Genomic DNA, 23,351 nt, shown 5'->3' on the forward strand with positions numbered 1-23,351 from the left:
GATGGCCGATTCTAAAGGCAAATATTTCAAACAAATAATCAAAGAATATAAACCATTACCTGTATTAGGTACAGTGAATGCTTATTCTGCGATGCTTGCTCAATTTGCTGGAGCCAAAGCAATCTATCTTTCTGGAGCAGGGGTTGCGAATGCTTCTTATGGTTTACCTGATCTTGGTATGACTAATTTATCACAAGTTCTCGAGGATGCCCGTAGAATTACTGAGGCTTGTTCTTTACCCCTTCTTGTAGATGTAGATACTGGATGGGGACATGCTTTTAATATTGCTCGAACAGTAAAACTCATGGAAAAGACAGGAGTTGCTGCCATTCATATTGAAGATCAAGTTCTTGCAAAACGATGTGGGCATAGACCTAATAAAGCAATTGTATCCATGAAAGAAATGGGCGATAGAATTAAATCAGCTGTCGATGCACGGCAAGATCCCGATTTTGTGGTTATGGCAAGAACAGATGCTTACGCTGTTGAGGGAATGAGTGCAGCAATTGAGCGTGCACTATTTTGCATCGAGCTAGGGGCTGATATGATATTTCCTGAAGCTATGACTTGCTTAGATGAATATCAGTTTTTCACGCAAAAAGTTCAAGTACCTGTTCTGGCAAATATTACTGAATTTGGCAAAACTCCTTTATTTAGTCGAGAAGAGCTTAAAGACGTGGGCGTCTCTTTAATTTTATACCCTTTGAGTGCATTTAGAGCAATGTCTCAAGCTGCCTTGAATACCTATCGCGCTATCTTGAGTGATGGAACGCAAAAATCAATGCTTGATAAGATGCAAACACGAGAAGAGTTATATGAGGTACTCGGCTATTATCAATATGAACAAAAACTAGACCAATTGATGGAGGAAGATAATGAGCGTTAAAAGCGGCGGCTTAGCCGGTGTTGTTGCTGGTCAATCAGCAATTTGTACAGTTGGGCTAGCAGGGAAAGGTCTTAATTATAGAGGTTATTCAATTGATGATTTAGCTGAATATGCTACTTTTGAAGAAGTTGCGTATTTATTACTCTATGGAAAATTACCTACCCAAAAGGAGCTAACTGAATATACTGCAAGATTGGTTAGCCTTAGAGCATTGCCTGAAAATTTAAAAACCGTACTTAAGTTGATTCCTAAGAATACTCATCCAATGGATGTCTTAAGAACAGGATGCTCTTTTTTAGGGAATATTGAGCCAGAAGAGCAGTTCTCACAAGAACACCAAATCGCGGATCGTCTGTTAGCTTTGTTTCCAGGAATGATGTGCTATTGGTATGCGTGGCACTTCCAAAATAAAGAGATATCGGGTTTAAGTGAGGAACAAACAACAGGAGCACATTTCCTTTCGTTGCTGCATGGTAAAAAACCAAGCAAAATAGAAGCTCAGATGATGAATGTATCTTTGATTTTATATGCGGAGCATGAGTTTAATGCATCAACCTTTGCTGCACGTGTGACTGCTGCAACGCTTGCTGATTTTTATTCAGCAATCACTAGTGCTATAGGTACATTGCGAGGTCCTTTGCACGGAGGTGCTAACGAAGCAGCAATGGCGCTTATAGAGCGATTTAAAAATCCTGATGAAGCAGAAACTGAATTGAAAAAAATGTTACTCAACAAAGCCCTCATTATGGGATTTGGTCATAGGGTATATACAACGAGTGATCCTCGTTCTGATATTATTAAAAAATGGTCATTTCGTTTAGGTGAGGACAAAAATGATCTTCAGCTGTATCATATTTCAGAACGAGTCGAAGAGGTGATGTGGAAGGAGAAAAAACTATTCCCCAACTTGGATTTTTACAGTGCCTCAGCTTATCATTATTGCGGTATTCCTACTTTCTTATTCACACCAATTTTTGTAATGTCTCGTATTACAGGATGGGCTGCACACGTATTTGAACAAAGAGCAAATAATAAACTTATAAGGCCTACTTCTGAGTATACTGGACCAGAACCTCAAAAGTTTACTCCAATAGAGAAACGGGGTTAATATTTGATTAGCCCATATGGAGGAGCAGGTGAAATGTAACCTGTGATTCCCGGGCAATCGGCGCTTAAAGCTTAGTTATGTTGCTCCCAAATCACGGAATTAAGTACTCAACTGAAAATAGTGATATATAAGAGGATAATATGCACGGTTATGTCGAAGACAATATTAAGCCTGATTATGATCAGGTGATGATAGATATTGCAGATTACGTATTAAACAAACAAATTGACAGTATTTTGGCTTATGAAACAGCGCGATTATGTTTGATGGATACTCTTGGATGCGGTATTCTTGCTTTAAATTTTTCTGAATGTACGAAGTTGTTAGGGCCAGTTGTGCCTGGAGCTACACTCCCTGGTGGAGCACGTGTTCCTGGTACGTCTTATGAGTTAGATCCAGTTCAAGCGGCTTTTAACATTGGTACGATGATTCGTTGGCTTGATTTCAATGATACATGGCTTGCTGCTGAATGGGGTCATCCTTCTGATAATTTAGGTGCCATACTTGCAGTTGCTGATTATATGTGCAGAGAAAATTGTTCTAAAGGTAAAGCACCAATATTAATGCAAGATGTACTGACTGCCATGATTAAAGCCCATGAAATTCAAGGTTGTTTGGCTCTTGAAAATAGTTTTAATCGCGTTGGTTTGGACCATGTATTTTTAGTAAAAATTGCTAGCGCAGCTGTTGCAGCTCAACTCTTGGGTGCAGACAGAGATATGATGCTAAGAACTTTATCCCAAGTTTTTGTTGATGGTCAAAGTCTACGAACTTATAGGCATGCACCTAATGCGGGGTCACGAAAATCATGGGCTGCAGGAGATGCAACCTCGAGAGCAGTACGGTTAGCTTTAATTGCTAAAGCAGGAGAAATGGGTTATCCAAGCGCTTTAACTGTACCAACATGGGGATTTTATGATGTATTATTCGGCAAAAAACCGTTTAAGTTTCAACGTCCTTATGACAGCTACGTGATGGAAAATGTTTTATTTAAGCTTTCCTATCCTGCTGAGTTTCATGCACAGACCGCAGTAGAATGTGCTGTGAAGTTACATCCAATTGTAAAACATCGATTTGATGATATAGCTAGAATTGATCTAGTGACTCATGAATCTGCGATTCGCATTATTAGTAAGCAGGGTGCTTTGCACAATCCTGCGGATCGAGATCATTGCCTGCAGTATATGGTGGCTATAGGCTTATTATTTGGGGATTTAAAAGCGGAACATTATGAAGACAATGTGGCTGCTGATCCTCGAATTGATGTTTTGCGTGCTAAAATGCATGTTACTGAAAATGAACTTTTTTCTCGTGAGTACCTTGATCCAGAAAAACGTTCAATTGCTAATAGTATCAAATTGATTTTTAAAGATGGTAGTGAAAGTGATTTGATCACTGTTGATTATCCGATTGGGCATAAACGTCGACGCGAAGAGGGTATTCCTGTTTTACTATCCAAATTTAAAAAGAATTTAAGTACCCAATTTTCTGCGGAGCGCGTAGAAAAAATTACTCAGATCATGAATGATACAAATACACTTGCTGCGATGAAAGTTGATGATTTTATGAAATTATGGAGTGTTGCATAATACTCCTATTTCATAGCATGGAATTTAGGATCAAAAGGATGTGAATGGTATCTTCATCACTTGTGTGTACACCGAAGAATGGCCAGTGTTTTGAAAATGGCTAGAAAGTTTATTTCAGGCACGCATGCGAATCTATACACGCTCACGTAAGTGGGCGTACTGTTTGTTGCACATAAAATTATTTTAAATTTTATTGAAATTAAAAAACTTTTTTCACGCACCCTTGTCTGTCTTATTGTCATTTCTCTGATTTGCTTATCCCTAATATATGGTTATAATTTAACCATAAAGGTTAATTTATGGATCAAATAAATCATGAACTTAAAAAGAGTTTTCTCTTGTTCTGTATTATATGCTGCATTGATCTTTATTTATTCTCCTCTATTATTTTCTATGCCAACCACTACAGAATTAATGAATATTGATTCTATGCAAGAAGAGAAAATTGTTTCTGTTTATTTACTTATTGATACACCAGAACAATTGCAGAAATATGTGAATGATTTAGCTAAAATTCAAAAACCTAATTTTAATCGTGTTCTTTTTTCGTTTGTTAGACCAACACTGATTGACTATCAATCCGAGAACCTTGCGACCACTGGCATATTAGGTTATTACACAGATCATGATGGAAAAGGAGCCCAAGCTTTTCAGGCATTAAAAGCAGCGATTACATTATCTAAAGAGAAACATATTCAAACTTTTCTGTCAGTAGGAGGTTGGAATTACAGTTGCAATTTTGATGTAGACAAAGATGTATGTGGCCCTCCACCTTCACCTGATAAAAATAATTATTATGATTGGTTTCCTGATCCAACAGATCCAACTCAGGTCTCTATAGCAAAAACTTCCTATGCTAATTTAATTAAACTAGCTAATGATCTAGGTGTAGATGGGATTGACTTTGACTACGAGGAATTTTGGCATGCTGATAAGTTTGCAATTAATTGGAGTCCGAGTGCAAGTGGTGAATGGTCAACCGATATTGCGCAAAGTATTAGAAAAGGAGGGGGACCGACTTATAATAATTTAATGAAATACGCTACTGGATCAGGTTCTTCTTTTGTTATGCCCAAAACCGTGGAAAAGGTAAATGCTATTTTACATGCGATTATTGATGATCCCGGTGCAAAATATCTTAAATTTGCTACAGCAGCGCCACCTGTTGGGGCTCGTCCTATTACTGGTTTTGTCTCTAATGATAAATTACCTGATATTTACACAAAAGGGGGGCTGTGGTGGAAAGGTAATTTAAAAGGTTTATGGTATAACTTGGCTAACTATGATGAAGCGATAGTTTCTCGTTTTGATAGTTTAGGATTAATGACCTATGATCTTTGTGGTGATAATCAAGCTTTATGCGCTCCATATGCAAACGGACCTTTAGATTTACCAGGGCAGGTCAGTGCTTATATGAAAGACTATATGAACTGGCTTAAATCAGCGGATATTAGCAAGCCTATTTTAACAATCGATAATATTGGCAAAGTTACTTTTCTGCCTGCTAAATATAATATTAAATCCAAAATTCAATTTGGTTTTGAAGTGAATCAACCTGCCTACCCCAAAAATATTAATGGTCAATTACAACTTACAAATCAATTAGTCGATCAAATTCTTCAACAACAAAAAGAAAGCGATGGAGTAATCATTTGGCAAATGTATTCCAAGAAAAATACAGCCGTACCCGATGCGACTACCGTAAAATATACTATTAATCAAAGTTGTAAAACTTTTTTAGGCAATGACAGTCGATACGATTGCAATGCAGATTTTCCTAGTACAGGACAATAATCTCGGTTTTAACGGTACATTAGTATATCAAAATTAAATTTTACGTTGTATTCCTGAGGCCGCAAGGATTTTGGTAGATATTTCCTCAATTGAATATTTGGTCGAATTAATATATGGAATTTTTTCTTTTTGGTACATTGCTTCAACCTCACTTACTTCCAGTCGACATTGTTCTGGAGAAGCATATTTGCTATTTGGTCTGCGTTCAGCTCTGATTTGTTGTAAACGTTGTGGATCAATGGTTAATCCAAAAAGTTTATTTTTATAGGGTCGTAGTATTTCAGGCAACTTAAAACCAATCATTTCTTCTTCAGTGAATGGATAATTTGCAGCCAAAACTCCATATTGCAAGGCCATATATAAACAGCTGGGTGTTTTTCCACAACGTGAAACCCCGATCAGAATGATATCTGCTTTATCATATCCACGAGGTTTAATGCCATCATCATGAGACAATGCAAAATCAATTGCTTCAAGTCGATGTAAATAGAGTTTGTTGTTTACTACTCCATGAGTTCTTCCAACAGTATAAGAAGATTTTTCATGAAGCTCTTCTTCCATAGGCCCAATAAAAGTACTGAATAAATCAAATACACAAGCATTCGCTTTTTTTAAGTAAGTCCTTATTTCAGGATCAATCAAAGTCATAAATACTAATGGTTTAACTCCTTGTTCATTACAGGCCTTATCAATCTGATGAACAACTTGTTCCGCTTTTTTTAAGGAGTCAACATAAGGAATAGTCAGTCGTTCGAATTTTATATTTTCGAATTGGGTGATTAGGCTATGGCCTAAGGTTTCAGCGGTGATTCCTGTACCATCTGAGATCATAAAAACATAACGTTTCATGTGATGCCTTTAATTAAAAGTAAATGAATATAATCCATTTTAAAATGAATTAGTTAATATAACCAGTAAGTGTACTTATTTGCATCTATCTGCTATCTTAAACTTAATGGAGAGTAAATGTTTTTAAGGTAAATATGGAACAGGATCGATTTAGTCATAATCACAAGCTTTATATCTTAGGGATGGTTTGCTTATTGCTTAGCCTGGGGTTATTTGTTTTTAGTTTATACATTTTACCGTTTTTCATTTGGGGTCTAAATTATAATGTTCCATATTTCATTTTAGCGCTTTTGAATTTATTTGAAGAGGAATATGATTACAGTATTGAGGCTAGTAAAGTAATTGTTTGGTTCATCTTTTTTATCCCGAGTATTGTTACAGGTCTTATTTCATATGTAGTATCAAATTACATTGATAATCGAATATACAAAACAGAGCAGGGAAGCGAGGAGAAGCAAGTCAATCTTTATAACCAAGAAAAAAGAAGAGCAAGGCAAGAATCAGCAGTTTTTTCATTAAAAATTCTAGGTCTAATGATTCTTTTTATTTTTCTTATTTTCTTATTTCAATATCTTATTCAATCTTAATAGAATATGGTAGGACTCATTATGGCTTATTTAAAACGTTGGCAAATCAAACGAATTGTTAAGAAAATAAAAGCAATGCAGGCTAGCCGGGTGAATAATCAACCTGGTGATGAAGTACTTAAAAAAGAAATTTCATATTATTATGAATTAGCATCTATCTATCATAAGTTGATTGGCAAAAAAAAATTTCCCTTTGCGCAGGTAATGTATATGGAGTGTTACAGAGCAGCTGCTGCGCTTGATGATCCAGAGGCTAACTACCAATTAGGCCAAATGATTCTTGAAGAAGCAAAATTCAGACAAAATTTGGAAAATGAAGGGGTTTTTAAGAGTGAATCGAATCTGAAAAAATGCAATCAGCTTTTCGAGGAGGCCCATGCTTATCTGTCGGCTGCAATTGCACTCGGGCATGTTGTTGCCAAGCGGTTACGAGGGCTTTGTTTTATTAATGGTTGGGGATTAGAAACCGATAAAAAGACAGGATTTGAGTTAGTTGTTGCAAGTATTGAGCAAGAGGGGGCATGGGATAGAGTGCCACAAATTTTTGCGTCTATAGGCCTGAATAAGCCAGAGTTTTTTTCGCAAATTATGCAACGGAAAAAGTCATAAGTTCAGAACGTTTTTTTCAGGGGTGTAGGATGAATTATCCAAATAAATGAGGTTGATTTCAATGAGAATCGCAGTATGCAGCGATGAGCTTTATCCTGTAAATGATTTTGTAGTTCAAGAACTGGAGCATTTAGGCCATCAAGTGATTTTATTTGGTGCTCTTAAATCCCGGAACACAGAATCATGGGTTCAAACTGCTCGAGTTGCTGCTGAGGCGGTTAAAAGTGGAGTATGTGATGAAGGAATTTTCTTTTGTTGGACGGGCACAGGTATTTCTATCGTTGCGAATAAAATTCCAGGAATAAGAGCTGCTTTATGTACAGATGCTCAAACAACACGAGGAGCAAGAATTTGGAATAGGGCAAATGTCTTAGCATTATCAAATCGTTTGTTAACTCAAGATTTAGCAAAGGAAATCTTGGATGCTTGGTTTAATACCCCGTTAAATGACAATAATGGAAATATCATTGAAGAAATTGAGTTAATAGAGCATAAATATCGCTGAAAAATAAAATAGAAGTCGTTTATTCAAAATGAAATTTACTGCTTGGCTTAGGTATTTCTCATCTATGTATACACAATAAATTTCTGTGTTACACTGTAGCAGTGCAAACTTAAAACTAGGTATCAGTGAGAGTTATTAGCGCTTACGATGCATAGTCCTACTGGTTGCAAGCAATCAGGCTACTTGTTTGATAAATGAAAATTTAATTAAGTTGATGCTGAAAAGCATACTCTTATGCCAAAACTTAAGCCTTTATAGCCTGGGTGTAGTAAAGTAGAATCTGGGATTTTCTGCTAAATTTTCTAGGCTTTAGCGTTATCGCACTACCATTAAGTAAAAGAAATAGTCATCGTACTTTAATGTTTTTGCAATAAAAGGATGCCATTATGCTCAAACGTGATATTTCAGCAACTAATATTCTTATTGCTTCTGCCGGAGGAATGATTGGATCCGGATGGTTATTTAGCCCGTTTATTAGTGCACAAATGGCAGGTAGTAATGCATTAATTTCCTGGATCATTGCCACTATCTTTATGCTTTTTATTGCATTACCTCTATGCGAACTTGGAACCATGTTCCCAATTTCGGGAGGTATGTCTAACTATCCAACTTTTACTCATGGAAAAGAGGTTGGTTTTTTATTCGCATGGACATCATGGCTTTCTTATGTTGTTATGACCCCAATAGAAATACAGGCGATTTTACAGTATTCAAGTCATTTTTTTCCCATACTAATTGCTAATGATCCATCAACATTTAAGCTTTCAGGCTATGGTTATATGGCTGCTATAGCAATCATGCTTTTTGTAGTTATGTTAAATTCATATGGTATTAAATTTCTTGCTGAATGTAATAAATATGCAAGTATTATTAAATTTATTTTACCCACCATTGCTATTGTTTCATTGCTCCATGTTTCTCCCTCATTCAGTAATGTAGCAATCAATTTATCGGAAAAGGAAAGTTGGGTGAATATCTTTACTGCACTGTCTGCTGGTGGAATTGCATTTGCTTTTACTGGATTTCAAAATGGATTAATCTTGGCAGGAGAAGTGAAAAATCCTCAGCGTAACATTCCTATCGCTATTTTAGGAGCGGTCTTAATTGGCTTTGTTCTGTATTTTATGTTGGAACTTAGTTTTATAGTCGCGGTTCCCCAGAAATATTTAACTCATGGTTGGCACGCCCTTAGTTATCCAGGAGATAGCGGACCATTAGTTGGTTTAACATTGCTATTAGGGCTTGGTATTGTTGCAACTTTATTAATGATCGATGCTGCTTTTTCGCCTTTTGGTACTACTTTGGTTTATACTGCAGCAACTTCCAGGATTTTATATGGAATGGCATTAAACGAGCATTTACCTAAAATATTTTTAAAGGTAAACCGTCATAAGATACCTTATGTTACTCTTTACGCAAATTTACTGGTAGGTATGTTTTCTTTCCTGCCATTTCCTGGTTGGCAAAAACTCGTTGCTTTTCTGTCTTCAGCGAGTATCTTATCTTACAGCATAGGGCCTATATGTCTTTTAGCAATGCGTAAATTACAACCGCAAACCCCTCGACCATTTAGATTATCAGGTGCATTGATTTGCTCACATCTAGCTTTTTATTTTTGTAATTTGATGCTGTATTGGTGTGGATTTTCGATCATATGGAAACTTGATATTGCCTTGTTTATTGGTATTCTTATTTATTGTGTTTATCATCGCCAAAATTCTTTGGATAATAGTTCCGCCTTATATTGGTTTTTATTTTATATGGTGACTATCTTTGTCGTGTCCTACTTAGGTGTTTTCGGGGGTATAGGAATTTTAAAGTTTCCTTTTGATTTATTTTGTCTTTTTCCCTTAAGTATTTTTATTCTTTATTCATCACAAAGATTATTAATTCCTGCAAATCATGAACATGTGCCTTCCATATCTGAGGAGCCAGTGTGCGTTTTGAAAGATAAGATGCTGGTATAAGTTATTTTATGCAATGGAAGAGTACAATTTATTAAAACTTCTTTATTGGCTTGATAAAAAGCAACATCCATTTGTGTTCATTTCAGAATAGTTACTTGGATTCCCCATTTGGAACAAAGACTTAGACTCATCAATCAATGTAATGATAAATCGTGTAGCAAAAACTTTACATAGAGGGCTTGCACTTCAGTCTTGAATCGGTAAAGCTATGCTTATGTATTTTATTAGGATGAATGGAGTGCGCTATTCTAACTGTTTATGGTTTTTAGCAGCTTTTTTCTTTAACCAAGTTGCAAACTCACAAACTCTCGCAGAAAAAATAGATGAAATTATTAAACAACAATTGCCTCATGCAACTATTGGTGTACTTGTTAAAGATGCACAGACGGGTAAAGTTATATACAGAAGAAATGCAGATAAATTGTTATCTCCAGCCAGCAGTATGAAGCTGTTTACAGCTGCTGCAGCACTTTACCAATTAAAGCCTGATTTTCGTTTTGCAACAACACTGTTTCAGAAAAATCAAAATTATTACATTACATTCACTGGTTCACCTTCTTTTACTCAAGAGAATTTATCGGAATTATTATTAAGTTTTAAAAAGAACCATGTAAGTACCGTTAGCGGAAATATAATTATTGATGGCTCTCAATACCAAGCGCCAAACTATCCAAGCGGTACTTCATATGATGATCTTGGATGGTATTATGCTGCTCCCGATACAGCAGTAATATTAAATGAAAATAAAGCATCATTTGAGCTAATTAGCGCAAAGGAATTAGGAAAACCAGCACAAATTAAAGCTAAATCAATGCCAAAAGCCTTAAGGCTCATTAATCAAGTGACTACAGTGAGCAAGGAAGAAGAGAAAGGGCATTGTAGTTTGAATCTTGAAATTAAACCTGACAATACAATTCGTTTATTTGGTTGCATGGTTCAAGGAAAAAATCCCAAGCTTATTGAGCTTGCAATTCCTGATCCCGTATTGTTAGTCAAACAAAACATTAAAAAAGTACTGGATAAAAACGGTATTTTATTGAAGGGAGAAATAATTACTGGAGTTTCTCCTGTTGATGCCCAAACGGTTATAAGTTTTTATTCAAAAACTTTAGATAAGTTAATTACTCATATGTTGCAACAATCAGATAACCTTTACGCAAATAGCCTTACTAAAAAATTAGGATACTCATTAACTGGGAAAGGGACGCATAAAGAAGGTGCTTATGCAATAAAAAAAGTACTTTCCGAACATACACATCTTGATATGTCTCAGATAGAGCTCGTTGATGGTGAAGGAACTCGCTATAATTTGGTCACAGCAGAGCAAATGGTCATATTACTTTCTGATCTTTATTATGACAAAGACATTCAATCTATTCTTTTAAATGCATTACCTCAGGCTGGTGTTTCAGGAACTTTAAAAGAAAGAATGAAAAAAACGATATTGGATAAAAAAGTATATGCAAAAACTGGATCAATGCATGATATTTCTTCTTTATCAGGTTTTATGGTAAATCCAAATGAGAAAACATATATTTTTTCAATTATTATCAATGGAGTAAATAAACCTTTAGAAAAAGCTAAGGCACTTGAGGAAAAAATATTGTTAGCTATAGATGAATACAGTTTAGAAGACACTAATGTCTAATCTCAACGTGCGTTTGCTTTTTAGCAAATGAATTGTTAAATACTTAAGGGGAGATTGTTTCTTCTAGAACTTTGCACTGCTCAGAAACTGTAAAATCAGGAGCAATTTTTACAATATTGTTCGCCTGAAAATTCTTCCAATTTATTTTTTGATACAGTTGACGATTAAAATTAAATGAATAACAAAATAATTTAATTTTATTGCCGTATAAATCTGTAGTAAGCAAATATGAGATAACATGTATTTGGTTTTTTTTATCATTTGAATGATAGAGATTTTTAATTACTTGAGTTACATAAGGTATTGAAGACATAGCCGCTAGTTGTGTTTCATAGAAGCTTATTTCGGTATTTGTGAGATTTCTATCTACTATTCCCTTTTTCTGTAACTTGGAAATATTTTTCAATATCTTGTTTTGATCAATATATACAGACAAATCTGATTTCGAAAGATTATGAGTAATCCCTATAGATTGGCTATAAGTTGATGATTCTTTTGCTTCAACACAAGATAAAAATATTAGAAAAATTAAGCTAATGGATGTATTTAGAAATCGCATTATTTTGTCCTTAAATAGTGCGTTGCGATAATTATAGTACACAATAAAGCATATTTTTTGAAAAATTCCGAGTATTTTGGGCTTGTAATGAATAATAAAATTTGAATAATCAGTCAAACAAGAGAACCAGATAGAATAATGATGCATACTGAAAAACCTATTTTCATAGGGACTTTACGTTATGAAGTAGTGTAGTTGAGCAATTTTGGTCAGAAATTGCATGGAGCAGCGGATAGTCTTCTGGTTTATCCAAAATAAAGAGAAACAATGCTAATGTCGTCATTACAAGTGGCGAAGGTGAACATCCTATAATTTCTTTTACAGTAAAGTCTACATATAGTTAGGTAAGTGTTTTGCTCGTGAAAATCTTGTGGTTGGTTTGAAAAATGGCCAGTTTATTTAAGGAATTGTCCCTGTTGTAACGGAACAAAGCCTTGCCTACAGTTCATTTATTATTTTTTAGTAATACTCTCTTTAGAGTGATACAGCAAATCTCTATCACTCTTATTGTCTTTAGCAGTCGCGAAAAATGAGTTGCTGTTTTGGGATATTAAAATATGCTTCTTTTCATTACTATGGTCAATTTCTGCAGGCAATAACGCTTGAATGGTCTTTAAACATTCAGGATTATCAGCAGCCAGATGAAGTGCTGTATTGCCGTATTCGTCTTGAGTCCTCACCGCCTCTAGGCGTTGATTTTCTGGATATAATTCGAGAATAGTCTTTAGGCTTTCAGGATTGTTAGCAGCATAGTAAAGTACTGCTCTGCCATATACGTCTTGAATCCTCACCACCTCTAGATGTTGATTTTCCGGCAATAACGCGAGAATGGCCTTTAGGCTTTCAGGATTGTTAGCAGCATCGTGAAGTACTGCTCTGCCAAATTCGTCTTGAATCATTACCGCCTGTAGACGTTGATTTTCTGGCAATAACGCGAGAATGGCCTTTAGGCTTTCAGGATTGTTAGCAGCATCGTGAAGCACTGCTTTGCCAAATTCGTTTTTAATCCTCACCGCCTCTAGTCGTTGATTTTCTGGATATAATTCTAGTATGGTCTTTAGGATTTCAGGATTATCAGCAGCATAGTGAAGTACTGTATTGCCATCTTTGTTTTGAGTCATCACCGCCTGTAGACGTTGATTTTTTGGATATAATGCGAGAATAGTCTTTAGGCTTTCGGGATTCTTAGCAGCCAGATGAAGTACTGTATTGCCATCTTTGTTTTGAACCATCACCGCCTCTAGACGTTGACTTTCAGGATATAATGCGAGGATGGTCTTTAAGATTTCAGGATTATCAACAGCAAGATGAAGTGCTGTCTCGCCATATTTGTTTTGAACCATCACCGCTTCTAAGCGCTGATTTTCTGGCAATAATTCTAGAATGATCTTTAGGCTTTCATGGTTGTCAGCAGCATAATGAAGCCCTGATCTGTCATCTTCGTCTTGAATCATCATCGCCTCTAGGCGCTGATTTTCTGGATATAATTCGAGAATGATCTTTAGGCTTTCAGGATGCTCAGCAGCCAGATGAAGTGCTGTTTCGCCATTTTCGTTTTTAACCTTTATCGTCTCTAAGCGTTTATTTTCCGGCAATAACGCTAGAATGGCCTTTAGGATTTCAAAATTATCAGCAGCCAGATGAAGTGCTGTCTCGCCATGTTTGTCTTTTTGTGTTATTGCCACCTCTTCTTGTGACAAGATTTTTTGTACGATACCCAAATGGTTATCGATTAATGCAGCCATCAGCGGTGTATTTTCTTCAGGATAACTGACTATATTGACGTTAGCACCGTGTTTCAGAAGCACATCAAAAATGGCCTCATCTCCGTTCTCAGCCGCCCAAAATAAGGCAGTTTTCATGTGGGCATCAAAGGTTTCAAGACAAGCTCTGTGTTCCAGCAAATAGTTCACCATGGCTAAGTCCTGGTTTTGAACGGCGATGATAAGCGGTGTATTTTCATCATCATCTTTGATATCAAGTTGTGCCTGCGCTGCAATCAATTGCTTGGCAATGTCGCGTCCAACTTCGGTTTTATTTTTGTAGAGCACTGTTTCCAGGGCATGGATTAAAGCGGTATTGCCGTCTTTATCTTGGATATTTACATTAATCCCGCGCGCAATGAGTTTGCTGAGACTCTCCTTATCTGCCTTTAAGGTCGCAAGATGCAAGGCGCTTTGCCCCTCTTTGTTCCTCGCATTAATAGAGGCACCTTGTTCCAGAGCGTCAAAAGCGATGATTCCTTGGTCTAATTGTTGCAGATAATACCGATTGGTCGCGAGCAGCGCGTCAAAGGCTTCTTGGTGATTGGCAGCGTATTCACCTAATAACTGCAGTAACGCATCGTTCTTGGTAGAGAGAGCAAAAGCAATGACTTGTTGCAATGCCTCATTGTTTTGCAGTGCTTCTTGGGTACTGAATAATTCTTGAAAAAAGCGTTCCGTCTCCTCTGCAATCCTGGCTTGCAATTGGGAAGAGGCCACCTTGCCATAGAACAGGTATGGCATGCTCGCACCGGCAAGGGGAAGTTGCGATTTAGAATCGCAGTACCCTGCATAATTCTGCAAGTGCTCTTTAATAGCGGGATAATCTTTGCAGGCCACTTGACGCGTGATGCCGCTTTGTGCGCCGGTATTGACCTGGGGGATGTGATGCTCCTGACACAAGGTGTGACCCAGAAACCGAAACATATCCGCCACCGGCGCGATTTGTTCTTTTTTCACTGTAGACTCAATTGAATCCAAACACAAAGCGCCCTGTTGCCCTTTCCAGACCCAAGCTTGGGCCAAAATGGCATCATCCAGGGAGGGATTTTGTGCCTCACCTTGGCATAAAACATAAAAACCACCATTGGGCGAGGTGATGCCATGAACCACACACTCACTGCCCACACCACCAAGATACTGGCAGCACTGCGTTATTTTCCCAAGACAGGCCGCAAGTGCTGCTCCTTGATCAGTGGTCGTATCCAGTTTTTTAATATAAATCCCATGATAGCCGATGTCTTTGCCATCAATAATCACATCAGGAATCGCCTTCTCTGCATTATCGCGCTTGAGTGCATAAAATTGTTCCCTACTTTGGGGGCTGATGCCGTTTTGAATTAAGATGCTTTGGGCCGCACTGCTTTCTTGTTGGTACTTGGCATAAAAGGCTTCCAAAACAATCATGTCAATATTTGCCAAAGGTAATCGTCCTTGGCAAAGAAAGACGAGTTGGGTTTGCAGCTCAAATAGGCGTTGACTGCATACTTTCAGCTGTTCCTCGCGCGCCATTCGTGCTGCGGGGTTGGTCAAGGGCTTTTTCTTAAGAGTCTTATATTGTCTTGATACCTGAGACAGTTCCTTTTTGACCTCTTGAATTTTATCTCTTATTTGTGCATCGAACTTTTGGTCTTCTTGCTTCGTTGCTTTCTTACCCATTTTTCCCAGGGCTTCAATGGCTTCTGCATGCGGCAAAAGAGCGCGAAAACGGGGGTTGGCAAGATAGAGGTTGGCCAATTTTAGCCATTGCGGAAACGCACACGTATCGGCTTTAGTCAGCTCAAATAAGCACGCATCATGAACCAGGTAGTTGCAGGCATTTTGGTCTTTAAATTGGAGCAAATAATTCAATACCGCTTTTTCATCCTTAAAAATCGTAGCTAATTTCAAAGCGTGGTCTTCAGCCACTCCATTGTGTTCCACAATAAGGGCTAATTGGCATAAAGGAAGTACTTTTTGATAACAGTCAGGATGAGAAAGTCCCTTATCATTTTCTGCTCTAAAGTCACCTAATCCCCATTGCTGTAATGTAGCCTTTATGAAAGAAGCAGCTTCTTCACCATAATCATGGTGAATGCGCTCGATGAGCTCATTGGCTTTGTCACTAAAGACGAGTGATTTTTGTTTTAATCCCTGGATGGTTTGGAGCTCTTGTAGAATATCCAGCATGGGCAAGGGTGGCATATTTTTTTCTCTTAGGTTGGATTATGTGAGGTGGCCAAATCAGCTTTTTACTAACCGCATAGGGGTTCACTAAAAGTAAACCAGTGCAACAAAACCAAAAAATGGCTCACATCATTTCAATATGCGCATATTTTAATCTATCTGATTATTGAACATAACTGTCAAAAATGAACAGGTTACAAAAAGCTGAAAAATACAATTAATGGAAGCAAGTATCTGCTTCAGAGGTGATAAAAACTAAATTCGATCACATAATCGTTAAAGAGCACAGACGATAGTCAAGATATAAGCGCGCTTTAGCCGCCCGTACGGCTTTTTATTTTAAATTCAAATTAATTTTCAATGGGTTAATATTCCTTGCAAATAACATAACCTATTGAAAGTATGGAATTAGATCATTATCCACAGTTAATTAAAGTTTAAAATCTAGTCTAAACTTATAATTGTTTCGTAAAAATAATGAAAGAACATTTCGTGGATAGGTTAAACAAGGAATAGTAATATGAAAAAACAATATTCTTTACTTTTATTACTATTTCTTTTAATCTCTTTTAGTTTTGCCAAAGAGGTTTCGTTCGGAAGCTATTCCAATATCCGCTATAATTATCAAGTGAATTATCCCTCATTTTTAATTCCTCAGGGCGAATCTGAAAACGGAGATGGACAAAAATTTATTGGGAATAAAGCAGAATTAATAGTTTACGGTTCTTTTTTTCCTAATCTTGATTCTCAAACAAATCAAGACAAATACAATATTGATGAAGAATTTAATTATGAAAAAAAACAATTCCAACAAAAAGGATTTACACTAGACTACACTTATTTGCACAAAAATATTTTTGTTATCTCAGGTACGAGTCATAATCAAATAGTCTATTTAAAAAAAGTATTTGTTTCCTCATGTTACGTACACCTTTATTTTTTGCTCTATTATCCCAAGGCAGATAAAAAACAATGGGATCCTTGGATAACAAAAGCCAGTAAATCTTTTAAGTACAACAGCAAAAAATGCCAAGGCGACTTCATCCAGAACTGATAAGTCATACTATTGTTCATTTTTGATCGCAAATCCCTCTCGGTGTATTGTTTAAAATCAAAAAGTTAACTCCAATAAAGTTTTCTCGCTACTACTGTTGTGAAAAATTTAGCCTATAAACTCTATGAATAAATATAATACTATGGAATAATTATTGTCCAAATTTAACAATATTAATCTACTCGTATGAAAATAAAAGCAATTTATTTAATGATCTCTATTTTTTTTCCTGTCGTTTTATTCGCTGGTACGACAACTTGTCCTTTATCAAGCGGAATTAATGTACACACCACAAAGCGAATTTTGAGCATTTGTAAAAACGGCACTGTAATTAAGACTTTTAAAGTAGCTCTCGGATACAAAGGCATCGGTAAAAAACATGCTGGTGATAATAAAACTCCAATTGGTTTATATGGATTAGCTCATCCAAGAAAATCCAATCAATTTAAAGTCTTTATTCCAATTCTCTATCCGACTACAAAGCAAGCAGCTGCAGGATATACAGGTAGAGATGTAGGGATCCATGGGCCCACTCAATCATCTAGTGCATTTAGTTGGTTAAACAACTTACCATACTCAACGCGTGGATGCATTGCTGTTGGCAAAAATAACTATATCGAGTATGTGGCTAACTGGGTAAAAGCTAATCCTGGAGCTAAGGTTTTAATTATTTAAATTTCCTGCAGGGAAAATCATGCACACGAAAATGTATTTTCATGTGCATATTAATTCAGATTATTTTAGCAATTGTTTTGACTGGTATGAAGGAGTGAATCATATAATGCATTCATACAAGTTGTCTTTTATCAATTTACTAATTTATCATATCAATTATCATTTTTCTTGATAGCTCAGAATAAAAAAATTAAATCTTAAAATTACATCTTGTTATTATTTTGTAGTTTGATCACAAAGCAGAGAGATAGGTATATCTGAATTTTCAGTGTGCCACGAAGTCACAAATCACGGGGATCAGGTCTTTCTTTTTGCCTTAGTAATCTACGCTATTCTGCAATTTAGTAAAATGGAAAAAGAAAAGACCTACCCTTTTTATGTTCTCAAGCTTGTTTCTTTTCAGAATTCATTTAAAAACACAAGTAATGATAGGAAAATTCCTAAAAGAAACTAACTGACTATAGTGTTTACTTTAAACAACAAAGAGATCACCCGTTTATCGAAGCAATCTGTATGAACATGCTGAAAAAGCCATCCCCCTTCATTTGTAGGTACACTAAAGTGTTTTGGTGTACGTAAAAAAACGGGTATGCATTCAGAACGACAAAGAGATAATAACGCACGAATATCGATAGGAAAATCACTAAGCGCATAGCAATGGGATTTATTTCGACTAGGCCAACCCCAAGGCGGATCAAGGTAGACGCTGTTGAATTGCAATGACTCAATAATGTCAAATATACTAGCACACAAAGGGGTAATTTGTGATGCAACACCATAAATCTTTGCATTATGAATGAGCATATTTAATCGCTGTTGATTGTATTCCACTGCAATAATCTGTTTACCTTCGCAAGCAAAGGCAATACTGGCACCACCCACACCTGCAAAAGCATCGAGTATCCTGTCACCAGGGATCAATGATGCATGTTGTCGTGCAATCAATTCGGGTACAACGGTGTGCAAAGCTTCAGCATCCATTTGGATCCCGCTGGAAAATTTTGAAAAATAGTCAAATCGTTTATCCCAATATCGTTGTAATTCGTATCCAAAAGGACAAGCTGTTGTCATATTGTTTATCCTATAAAATCTAATCGTTTTAAACTCGGTAATAATTGCATACCTAAAATTGAAGCGAGTTTAAATCGTTTTGTAGTGCTATCAATCCATTCCAAACGATCAATTTCAGAGGAGGGGAAGCACTGTCCTTCATAACGCACAAAATAGGTGATCATGGTTACTAAACATGGCTCATAGATAGCTTTAGCCCGGTAGGTTTGAAATGGTATTGCATGAGTTAAGTTAATAGACAATTCTTCAGCTAGTTCACGTTTGAGCGAATCCTCAAAGGACTCCCCATTTTCGACTTTACCACCTGGGACGATGAGTTCATTATAAGGCTTTCCCGCTTTATGCACTGCTAATAATTTTTTATCTCGCATTATGATCGCACCAGCTTTAAGAATATGCTTCATTGAATGCCTCCAATAGGTAGTAGTATGGATTGCTTATACATTTATGAGTTGCAAATTTATATTCACATTGAGTACAAAACTTTTCAGTACTTGGGATCACAGCTTTTAGAGCGGTGTCAAATATAGGTTCATTACAACGAGGACAATGAATAGTATCCAGTTGTGAATAAATGAGCTTTAGATTCATTTGTATTTGTAAGACACGAATCATTTGAATATTTAATGATTCGCCATGCAAGATCACTTCACCATAAGTATTATCAACGACACGTTTATTTCCCTGCTCAAAGCCGTGGACATGCAGAGCACTTTCTTCGGGTTTTGGAGAAGTCCAAATAATTGCAGGATTAGAGCCCCAGATTTGAAATCCTTCTTCAAACCAGCGTAAATCAAGATTAATAACCCGATTAGGTATGAGCACTTCTCTTTGTATAGCCAGATCGTTTAGTAAAAATTTCAGTTTCACTAGGGGGTTGGCAATACAATAATCAATTGTATAGTTGGTATGGCCACAATTTTGGCATCCATGCTGATGACTTGGGATAACCGAATTTAAACCATGGGCGATGATGTCAGACTTGCACCACTCACACTGTAAAGCAAGTAATTTAATATTGAAAATAGAGGCCATGGTAAATGCCACAGCATCAAGCTCCGTGATAGTAAAATAATGGTTTTGATAATAGCAATGTACAACACCATAGGTTTGATCGATTACTTTCTTCTGGCCATCCCTGCGACGAGCATGAACATGTACACCTCTGTCAAATGATTGATGGCTAGTATCAATCAGCGCAGGTAGGGCTCCCCAAATTGCGATACCCCCAGGGTAGTCATCAATTTTGAGTTCGAGCTCGTTTTGGATTTTTTGAACATGAGTACTTTGTATCTGCATTGGATCCTCCTAAGGTATCAGGATCCTTCGGCAGATATTGGCTTTGGCAACCACTCGGGAAGGAGCGAGAATAGTGATTGCATACCGATACCATTGCAAAAGCTATAGTAACTTAAGTCGAAATATAATAACAAGTGAATATTTGAAATAATGTTCAGCAACTACGTTGCCAATATAATAAATCAAAAAAATCTATTTTTGACTCTAAGTCGTTATGATTCATGCCATAGATTTTCCCCATCAACACAGTATCGAGCCATTTGCTTGCATCTAGCTTATTAATCCACTCACCACGATAAAAGCAATTAGATTCCTCTATACTTTATATTAGATTGATACATTGAGAACTCCATGTTTACTGCACAAATATTGCTTTTTGACTCTCTCATACAAAGCTATTATTCATACTATTTTTATGAAGCTCCAATAGCACAAAGTTTGCAAAAGACGAACTGCACTCTTGATTTATCCAATCTGGAAAAGGATTTTTCTGTATGGCAATTGGTTATACCAACGTTAGCGAACAACTCCCAAATACAATATTTATGGTGCCAAAAATTACCTCAAAAAAAAGTAACTGGTGAATTTATAAAACTATTAACAGCTGCTATATCTCAAAATACACATTTAAAAACTTTGAGTTTAAGAAATAATTATATTGGAAATGCAGAAGCCCCTTATATTGCGAGCATCTTAAAATCTAACCCAGCATTAAAAGAAATCGATTTAAGTTATACTGCTATTGATGATGTAGGAATAAATACAATTGCCCTTGCCCTTCAGGAAAATAGAGGTCTAAAAACATTAGATCTAGAAGGTTGTTATATTGGAGGAATTACAAACTATTTATTCGAGATATTAAGCACACATGAATCCATCCAAGAACTTAACGTTAGAGATTGTTCTTTACAATTTTATACGGGTTTATCTCAGCTTTTGAATGAGAGTACGTCTTTAAAAAAATTAAACCTGAGCAAGAACGATTTGGGTAGTTATAATTTAGAATACTTAACGGATGGTTTACAAAAGAATAAAAATTTAATGCAATTAAATTTATCGTCTTGTGCATTAGACACTTCTGCTCCTGGAAGATTACAGTCTTTAGCTGAAGTTTTAAATAGTCATCCTTCCTTAACTTATGTGAATTTATCCTCTAATGGGCTTAACTCTGACACATACCCCCTAGCTACTGAAATAATTAAAAATAATTTCTCTATTAAATACTTAAACTTAACCGCTAATCACATGGGCGACGAGGCTCTTCAGAATTTAGCGGGTGTCATTCCAAGTAATAACTCCCTAACGACTTTAGTTTTACGAAGAAATCAAATAGGTAATAAAGGTTTAAAGCATTTGAGCGAGGCACTTCAACAAAATAATACACTGGTTCATCTTGATTTAACCGAAAACAATTTTGATTCAGCTCAGTGTCTATGTGACTGTTTGCAACATAATATCAGCATTACTTCGATTGATTTTGACAAAGAAAAAATTTCAGATAACAGTGTCGTAGAAATAGAGAAATTATTAAAAAGAAATCAACGAATAAAAAACGCCTATCTTATTTTATTAAAAAATGCAGAATCCCAAAATGATCTTCATGGCATGCTTAGAGTGCTAAGAGAAATGCAACAAGAATTTTATAATAAAGATGAAAAAATATGGAATCCCACTCAACTTGAAACTATTTATAACGCCTCGCTAGAACTTATTAAATTCAAATTAGGAGATGAGTTAACCATAAATACAAGCCCAGAGCAAAATTTATTATATTTTACAGATGTTTATATTAAAGCAATCCCTCTTTTGCATGAACTTAAGCCACGACTATTATCCGCTGTAACAAATTACATAAATACCGCATCTCTTGAAGAAAGCAAAATTGATTTATTTAATAAATTACGTGACTTTCTAGAAAAAAATGCGGATGAGGATGAATCACTAAATGAAGAAAGTGTAGAATCCATTAAACATGTTTTAGATTTTTTAACTCAAAAAATTATTTCCATTTATGATACAAAAGCACCAGGGAGTAATCCCACCTCACCTGCCGCACCAATAAAAAAATATTATAATCAGGGTGACTTTATTGCAAAACTGAAAGAAGATAATAATTATCGAGCGCTTAATAATGCTCGACTAAGATTTTCAGGTCTTTGTGAGTTAATTTGTAATTATATTATTAAGGAAGATTTAATGGGGATATCCTCTCAGAGTGAATCCTTAGGTGACTTTAATAGAATCTTGCCCCAAAATTTAAATGACATTCATTTATTGGCAGGACTCTATCAATTGAACACTGACTGGGTGCTAAGCAGCCATATTTTGGATACCAGCAGCAATCTTGCAAAAATAAAAGCCTACCTATTAAATCAATACCCTTACTCTCTTTTTTCTTCATCGGATGTAAGTAAGGATAGTAAACAGCTAGATGCCACCTTATTCACCAAAAAATTAGATGAACTTGAGGTTGGTTGTTATATAAAATTTATGGTTTTTACTAAATCTTATGGAAAAATGGAAGGACACTCCATGCTAATAAAAAAAAACCAGGATAATACGTATTCATTTTTTGATCCCAATAAAGGAGAGCAGCTTAAGTTATCCTCTTCTGAGCTTTGCCTCAAATTAAACAAATCACTAAAGTTATATAATGCAACACATATGGCTTTTGTTGATGGTCTAAAATACATAAAAAGCTTAAGTCAGCCCGCTGAATGTAACACCTCTTTATCAAGAGTTCATCTTAATGTGATGAAAATTGACCCTCTGGATCGGCGCGCCAATATAGATGCTGTTTTTAATTTATCATCTGATCCATTATTTAAGAATGAAGATAAAACTTCTTCTCGCTATATTAATGAGTTAAGAACTATTCTTAGAAGAATAGATCATAATAACGAAATGAATATTGTAAAAAGCATCATTGAAATTAAGAGAATTTCTAAAATGGAACCTGAGCCAGATGAAAATATCCATGTTCACTCATTGAGATCTATATTTAATAACCCTACCTCAACTACCTTTGCAACTATCCGCTCTAATTTATATAAAGATCCACAAATACGTAAAATTATGGCTGAGCCCGATTCTCATGAACAAACAATGCTACATAACAGTGTTTAAAGAATGAGGATGGTAATAACTTTTTTTTCTCTTTATGAATTAGATAACATGATCCTGACAACAATATTTATATCGATGAGACACTTTTGATGTATT

Annotated in this window: 18 protein-coding genes; 12 read left to right on the forward strand and 6 right to left on the reverse strand. The window is 36.0% G+C overall.

The window, feature by feature from the left end; genetic code table 11:
- The first annotated feature begins 1 nt into the window (after window position 1).
- The 4 genes from prpB (at window position 2) to Lsan_RS17065 (ending at window position 5,377) form a co-directional block, all read left to right on the forward strand.
- Window positions 2-886, forward strand: a complete 885-nt coding sequence (gene prpB / locus Lsan_RS17050) for a methylisocitrate lyase (RefSeq protein ID WP_058515317.1) — start codon at window positions 2-4, stop codon at window positions 884-886.
- Window positions 876-1,994: a bifunctional 2-methylcitrate synthase/citrate synthase gene (gene prpC / locus Lsan_RS17055; protein ID WP_058515318.1), complete on the forward strand. Its 1,119-nt coding sequence runs from the start codon at window positions 876-878 to the stop codon at window positions 1,992-1,994. Before prpB ends, prpC begins: the two co-directional genes overlap by 11 nt.
- Window positions 1,995-2,134: 140 nt before the next feature.
- Window positions 2,135-3,583 carry a bifunctional 2-methylcitrate dehydratase/aconitate hydratase gene (locus Lsan_RS17060; protein WP_058515319.1) on the forward strand — a complete coding sequence of 483 codons (1,449 nt, stop codon included), beginning with the start codon at window positions 2,135-2,137 and terminating at the stop codon, window positions 3,581-3,583.
- Window positions 3,584-3,898: 315 nt separating this feature from the next.
- Window positions 3,899-5,377 carry a glycoside hydrolase family 18 protein gene (locus Lsan_RS17065; protein ID WP_058515320.1) on the forward strand — a complete coding sequence of 493 codons (1,479 nt, stop codon included), beginning with the start codon at window positions 3,899-3,901 and terminating at the stop codon, window positions 5,375-5,377.
- Between the two features lie 33 nt (window positions 5,378-5,410).
- On the opposite strand, the gene ppsR is transcribed toward Lsan_RS17065, so the two are convergent.
- Window positions 5,411-6,226, reverse strand: coding sequence for a posphoenolpyruvate synthetase regulatory kinase/phosphorylase PpsR (ppsR, locus tag Lsan_RS17070; RefSeq protein ID WP_058515321.1), 816 nt, complete (start codon window positions 6,224-6,226; stop codon window positions 5,411-5,413).
- A gap of 134 nt (window positions 6,227-6,360) precedes the next feature.
- On the opposite strand from ppsR, the gene Lsan_RS17075 reads away from it, so the two are divergent.
- The 5 genes from Lsan_RS17075 to dacB all read left to right on the forward strand — a co-directional run bounded on the left by Lsan_RS17075 (window position 6,361) and on the right by dacB (window position 11,542).
- Window positions 6,361-6,813 (forward strand): hypothetical protein, encoded by a 453-nt coding sequence (locus Lsan_RS17075; RefSeq protein WP_058515322.1) that lies wholly within the window; start codon window positions 6,361-6,363, stop codon window positions 6,811-6,813.
- Between the two features lie 21 nt (window positions 6,814-6,834).
- The gene (locus Lsan_RS17080) at window positions 6,835-7,422 is read left to right on the forward strand and encodes an SEL1-like repeat protein (RefSeq protein ID WP_058515323.1); all 588 of its coding nucleotides are present in this window, start codon (window positions 6,835-6,837) and stop codon (window positions 7,420-7,422) included.
- 61 nt (window positions 7,423-7,483) lie between these two features.
- On the forward strand, window positions 7,484-7,927 hold the full coding sequence (locus Lsan_RS17085) for an RpiB/LacA/LacB family sugar-phosphate isomerase (RefSeq protein WP_058515324.1): 444 nt from the start codon (window positions 7,484-7,486) through the stop codon (window positions 7,925-7,927).
- A gap of 386 nt (window positions 7,928-8,313) precedes the next feature.
- The gene (locus Lsan_RS17090; RefSeq protein WP_058515325.1) at window positions 8,314-9,894 is read left to right on the forward strand and encodes an APC family permease; all 1,581 of its coding nucleotides are present in this window, start codon (window positions 8,314-8,316) and stop codon (window positions 9,892-9,894) included.
- 229 nt (window positions 9,895-10,123) lie between these two features.
- Window positions 10,124-11,542: a D-alanyl-D-alanine carboxypeptidase/D-alanyl-D-alanine endopeptidase gene (dacB, locus tag Lsan_RS17095; RefSeq protein WP_237762184.1), complete on the forward strand. Its 1,419-nt coding sequence runs from the start codon at window positions 10,124-10,126 to the stop codon at window positions 11,540-11,542.
- A 43-nt stretch (window positions 11,543-11,585) separates the two neighbouring features.
- On the opposite strand, the gene Lsan_RS17100 is transcribed toward dacB, so the two are convergent.
- Together Lsan_RS17100 and Lsan_RS17105 are read right to left on the reverse strand one after the other, a co-directional pair.
- Window positions 11,586-12,101, reverse strand: coding sequence for a hypothetical protein (locus Lsan_RS17100; protein WP_058515327.1), 516 nt, complete (start codon window positions 12,099-12,101; stop codon window positions 11,586-11,588).
- Window positions 12,102-12,553: 452 nt separating this feature from the next.
- Entirely contained in the window at window positions 12,554-16,048 is a 3,495-nt protein-coding gene (locus tag Lsan_RS17105; protein WP_058515328.1) for an ankyrin repeat domain-containing protein, read from the reverse strand.
- A gap of 502 nt (window positions 16,049-16,550) precedes the next feature.
- Between Lsan_RS17105 and Lsan_RS17110 the strand changes: the two genes are divergently transcribed.
- Both Lsan_RS17110 and Lsan_RS17115 read left to right on the forward strand, forming a co-directional pair.
- Window positions 16,551-17,084, forward strand: a complete 534-nt coding sequence (locus tag Lsan_RS17110; RefSeq protein WP_058515329.1) for a hypothetical protein — start codon at window positions 16,551-16,553, stop codon at window positions 17,082-17,084.
- Window positions 17,085-17,270: 186 nt separating this feature from the next.
- Window positions 17,271-17,759 (forward strand): L,D-transpeptidase family protein, encoded by a 489-nt coding sequence (locus tag Lsan_RS17115; RefSeq protein ID WP_058515330.1) that lies wholly within the window; start codon window positions 17,271-17,273, stop codon window positions 17,757-17,759.
- A 450-nt stretch (window positions 17,760-18,209) separates the two neighbouring features.
- Here the strand turns inward: Lsan_RS17115 and Lsan_RS17120 are convergent, their stop codons facing one another.
- From Lsan_RS17120 to Lsan_RS17130, 3 genes are read right to left on the reverse strand one after another with little or no spacing between them, the layout of a single operon-like run.
- Window positions 18,210-18,830: an RsmD family RNA methyltransferase gene (locus Lsan_RS17120; protein WP_058515331.1), complete on the reverse strand. Its 621-nt coding sequence runs from the start codon at window positions 18,828-18,830 to the stop codon at window positions 18,210-18,212.
- Between the two features lie 5 nt (window positions 18,831-18,835).
- A complete protein-coding gene (locus Lsan_RS17125) occupies window positions 18,836-19,234 on the reverse strand; it encodes an NUDIX hydrolase (protein WP_058515332.1) in 399 nt (132 codons plus the stop codon).
- Window positions 19,218-20,129 carry a hypothetical protein gene (locus tag Lsan_RS17130; protein ID WP_058515333.1) on the reverse strand — a complete coding sequence of 304 codons (912 nt, stop codon included), beginning with the start codon at window positions 20,127-20,129 and terminating at the stop codon, window positions 19,218-19,220. The genes Lsan_RS17125 and Lsan_RS17130 overlap by 17 nt, the downstream gene beginning before the upstream one ends.
- Window positions 20,130-20,480: 351 nt before the next feature.
- Between Lsan_RS17130 and Lsan_RS17135 the strand changes: the two genes are divergently transcribed.
- Entirely contained in the window at window positions 20,481-23,255 is a 2,775-nt protein-coding gene (locus tag Lsan_RS17135; protein WP_058515334.1) for a leucine-rich repeat domain-containing protein, read from the forward strand.
- Window positions 23,256-23,351: the final 96 nt, after the last annotated feature.

The organism is Legionella santicrucis (assembly GCF_001468135.1).
Classification (GTDB): Bacteria; Pseudomonadota; Gammaproteobacteria; order Legionellales; family Legionellaceae; genus Legionella; species Legionella santicrucis.

Bases quoted from the DNA above. Each gene is read 5' to 3' on its own strand.
- prpB (WP_058515317.1), top strand. From the start codon at position 2: ATGGCCGATTCTAAAGGCAAATATTTCAAACAAATAATCAAAGAATAT.
- prpC (WP_058515318.1), top strand. From the start codon at position 876: ATGAGCGTTAAAAGCGGCGGCTTAGCCGGTGTTGTTGCTGGTCAATCA.
- Lsan_RS17060 (WP_058515319.1), top strand. From the start codon at position 2,135: ATGCACGGTTATGTCGAAGACAATATTAAGCCTGATTATGATCAGGTG.
- Lsan_RS17065 (WP_058515320.1), top strand. From the start codon at position 3,899: ATGAACTTAAAAAGAGTTTTCTCTTGTTCTGTATTATATGCTGCATTG.
- ppsR (WP_058515321.1), bottom strand. From the start codon at position 6,226: ATGAAACGTTATGTTTTTATGATCTCAGATGGTACAGGAATCACCGCT.
- Lsan_RS17075 (WP_058515322.1), top strand. From the start codon at position 6,361: ATGGAACAGGATCGATTTAGTCATAATCACAAGCTTTATATCTTAGGG.
- Lsan_RS17080 (WP_058515323.1), top strand. From the start codon at position 6,835: ATGGCTTATTTAAAACGTTGGCAAATCAAACGAATTGTTAAGAAAATA.
- Lsan_RS17085 (WP_058515324.1), top strand. From the start codon at position 7,484: ATGAGAATCGCAGTATGCAGCGATGAGCTTTATCCTGTAAATGATTTT.
- Lsan_RS17090 (WP_058515325.1), top strand. From the start codon at position 8,314: ATGCTCAAACGTGATATTTCAGCAACTAATATTCTTATTGCTTCTGCC.
- dacB (WP_237762184.1), top strand. From the start codon at position 10,124: ATGAATGGAGTGCGCTATTCTAACTGTTTATGGTTTTTAGCAGCTTTT.
- Lsan_RS17100 (WP_058515327.1), bottom strand. From the start codon at position 12,101: ATGCGATTTCTAAATACATCCATTAGCTTAATTTTTCTAATATTTTTA.
- Lsan_RS17105 (WP_058515328.1), bottom strand. From the start codon at position 16,048: ATGCCACCCTTGCCCATGCTGGATATTCTACAAGAGCTCCAAACCATC.
- Lsan_RS17110 (WP_058515329.1), top strand. From the start codon at position 16,551: ATGAAAAAACAATATTCTTTACTTTTATTACTATTTCTTTTAATCTCT.
- Lsan_RS17115 (WP_058515330.1), top strand. From the start codon at position 17,271: ATGAAAATAAAAGCAATTTATTTAATGATCTCTATTTTTTTTCCTGTC.
- Lsan_RS17120 (WP_058515331.1), bottom strand. From the start codon at position 18,830: ATGACAACAGCTTGTCCTTTTGGATACGAATTACAACGATATTGGGAT.
- Lsan_RS17125 (WP_058515332.1), bottom strand. From the start codon at position 19,234: ATGAAGCATATTCTTAAAGCTGGTGCGATCATAATGCGAGATAAAAAA.
- Lsan_RS17130 (WP_058515333.1), bottom strand. From the start codon at position 20,129: ATGCAGATACAAAGTACTCATGTTCAAAAAATCCAAAACGAGCTCGAA.
- Lsan_RS17135 (WP_058515334.1), top strand. From the start codon at position 20,481: ATGTTTACTGCACAAATATTGCTTTTTGACTCTCTCATACAAAGCTAT.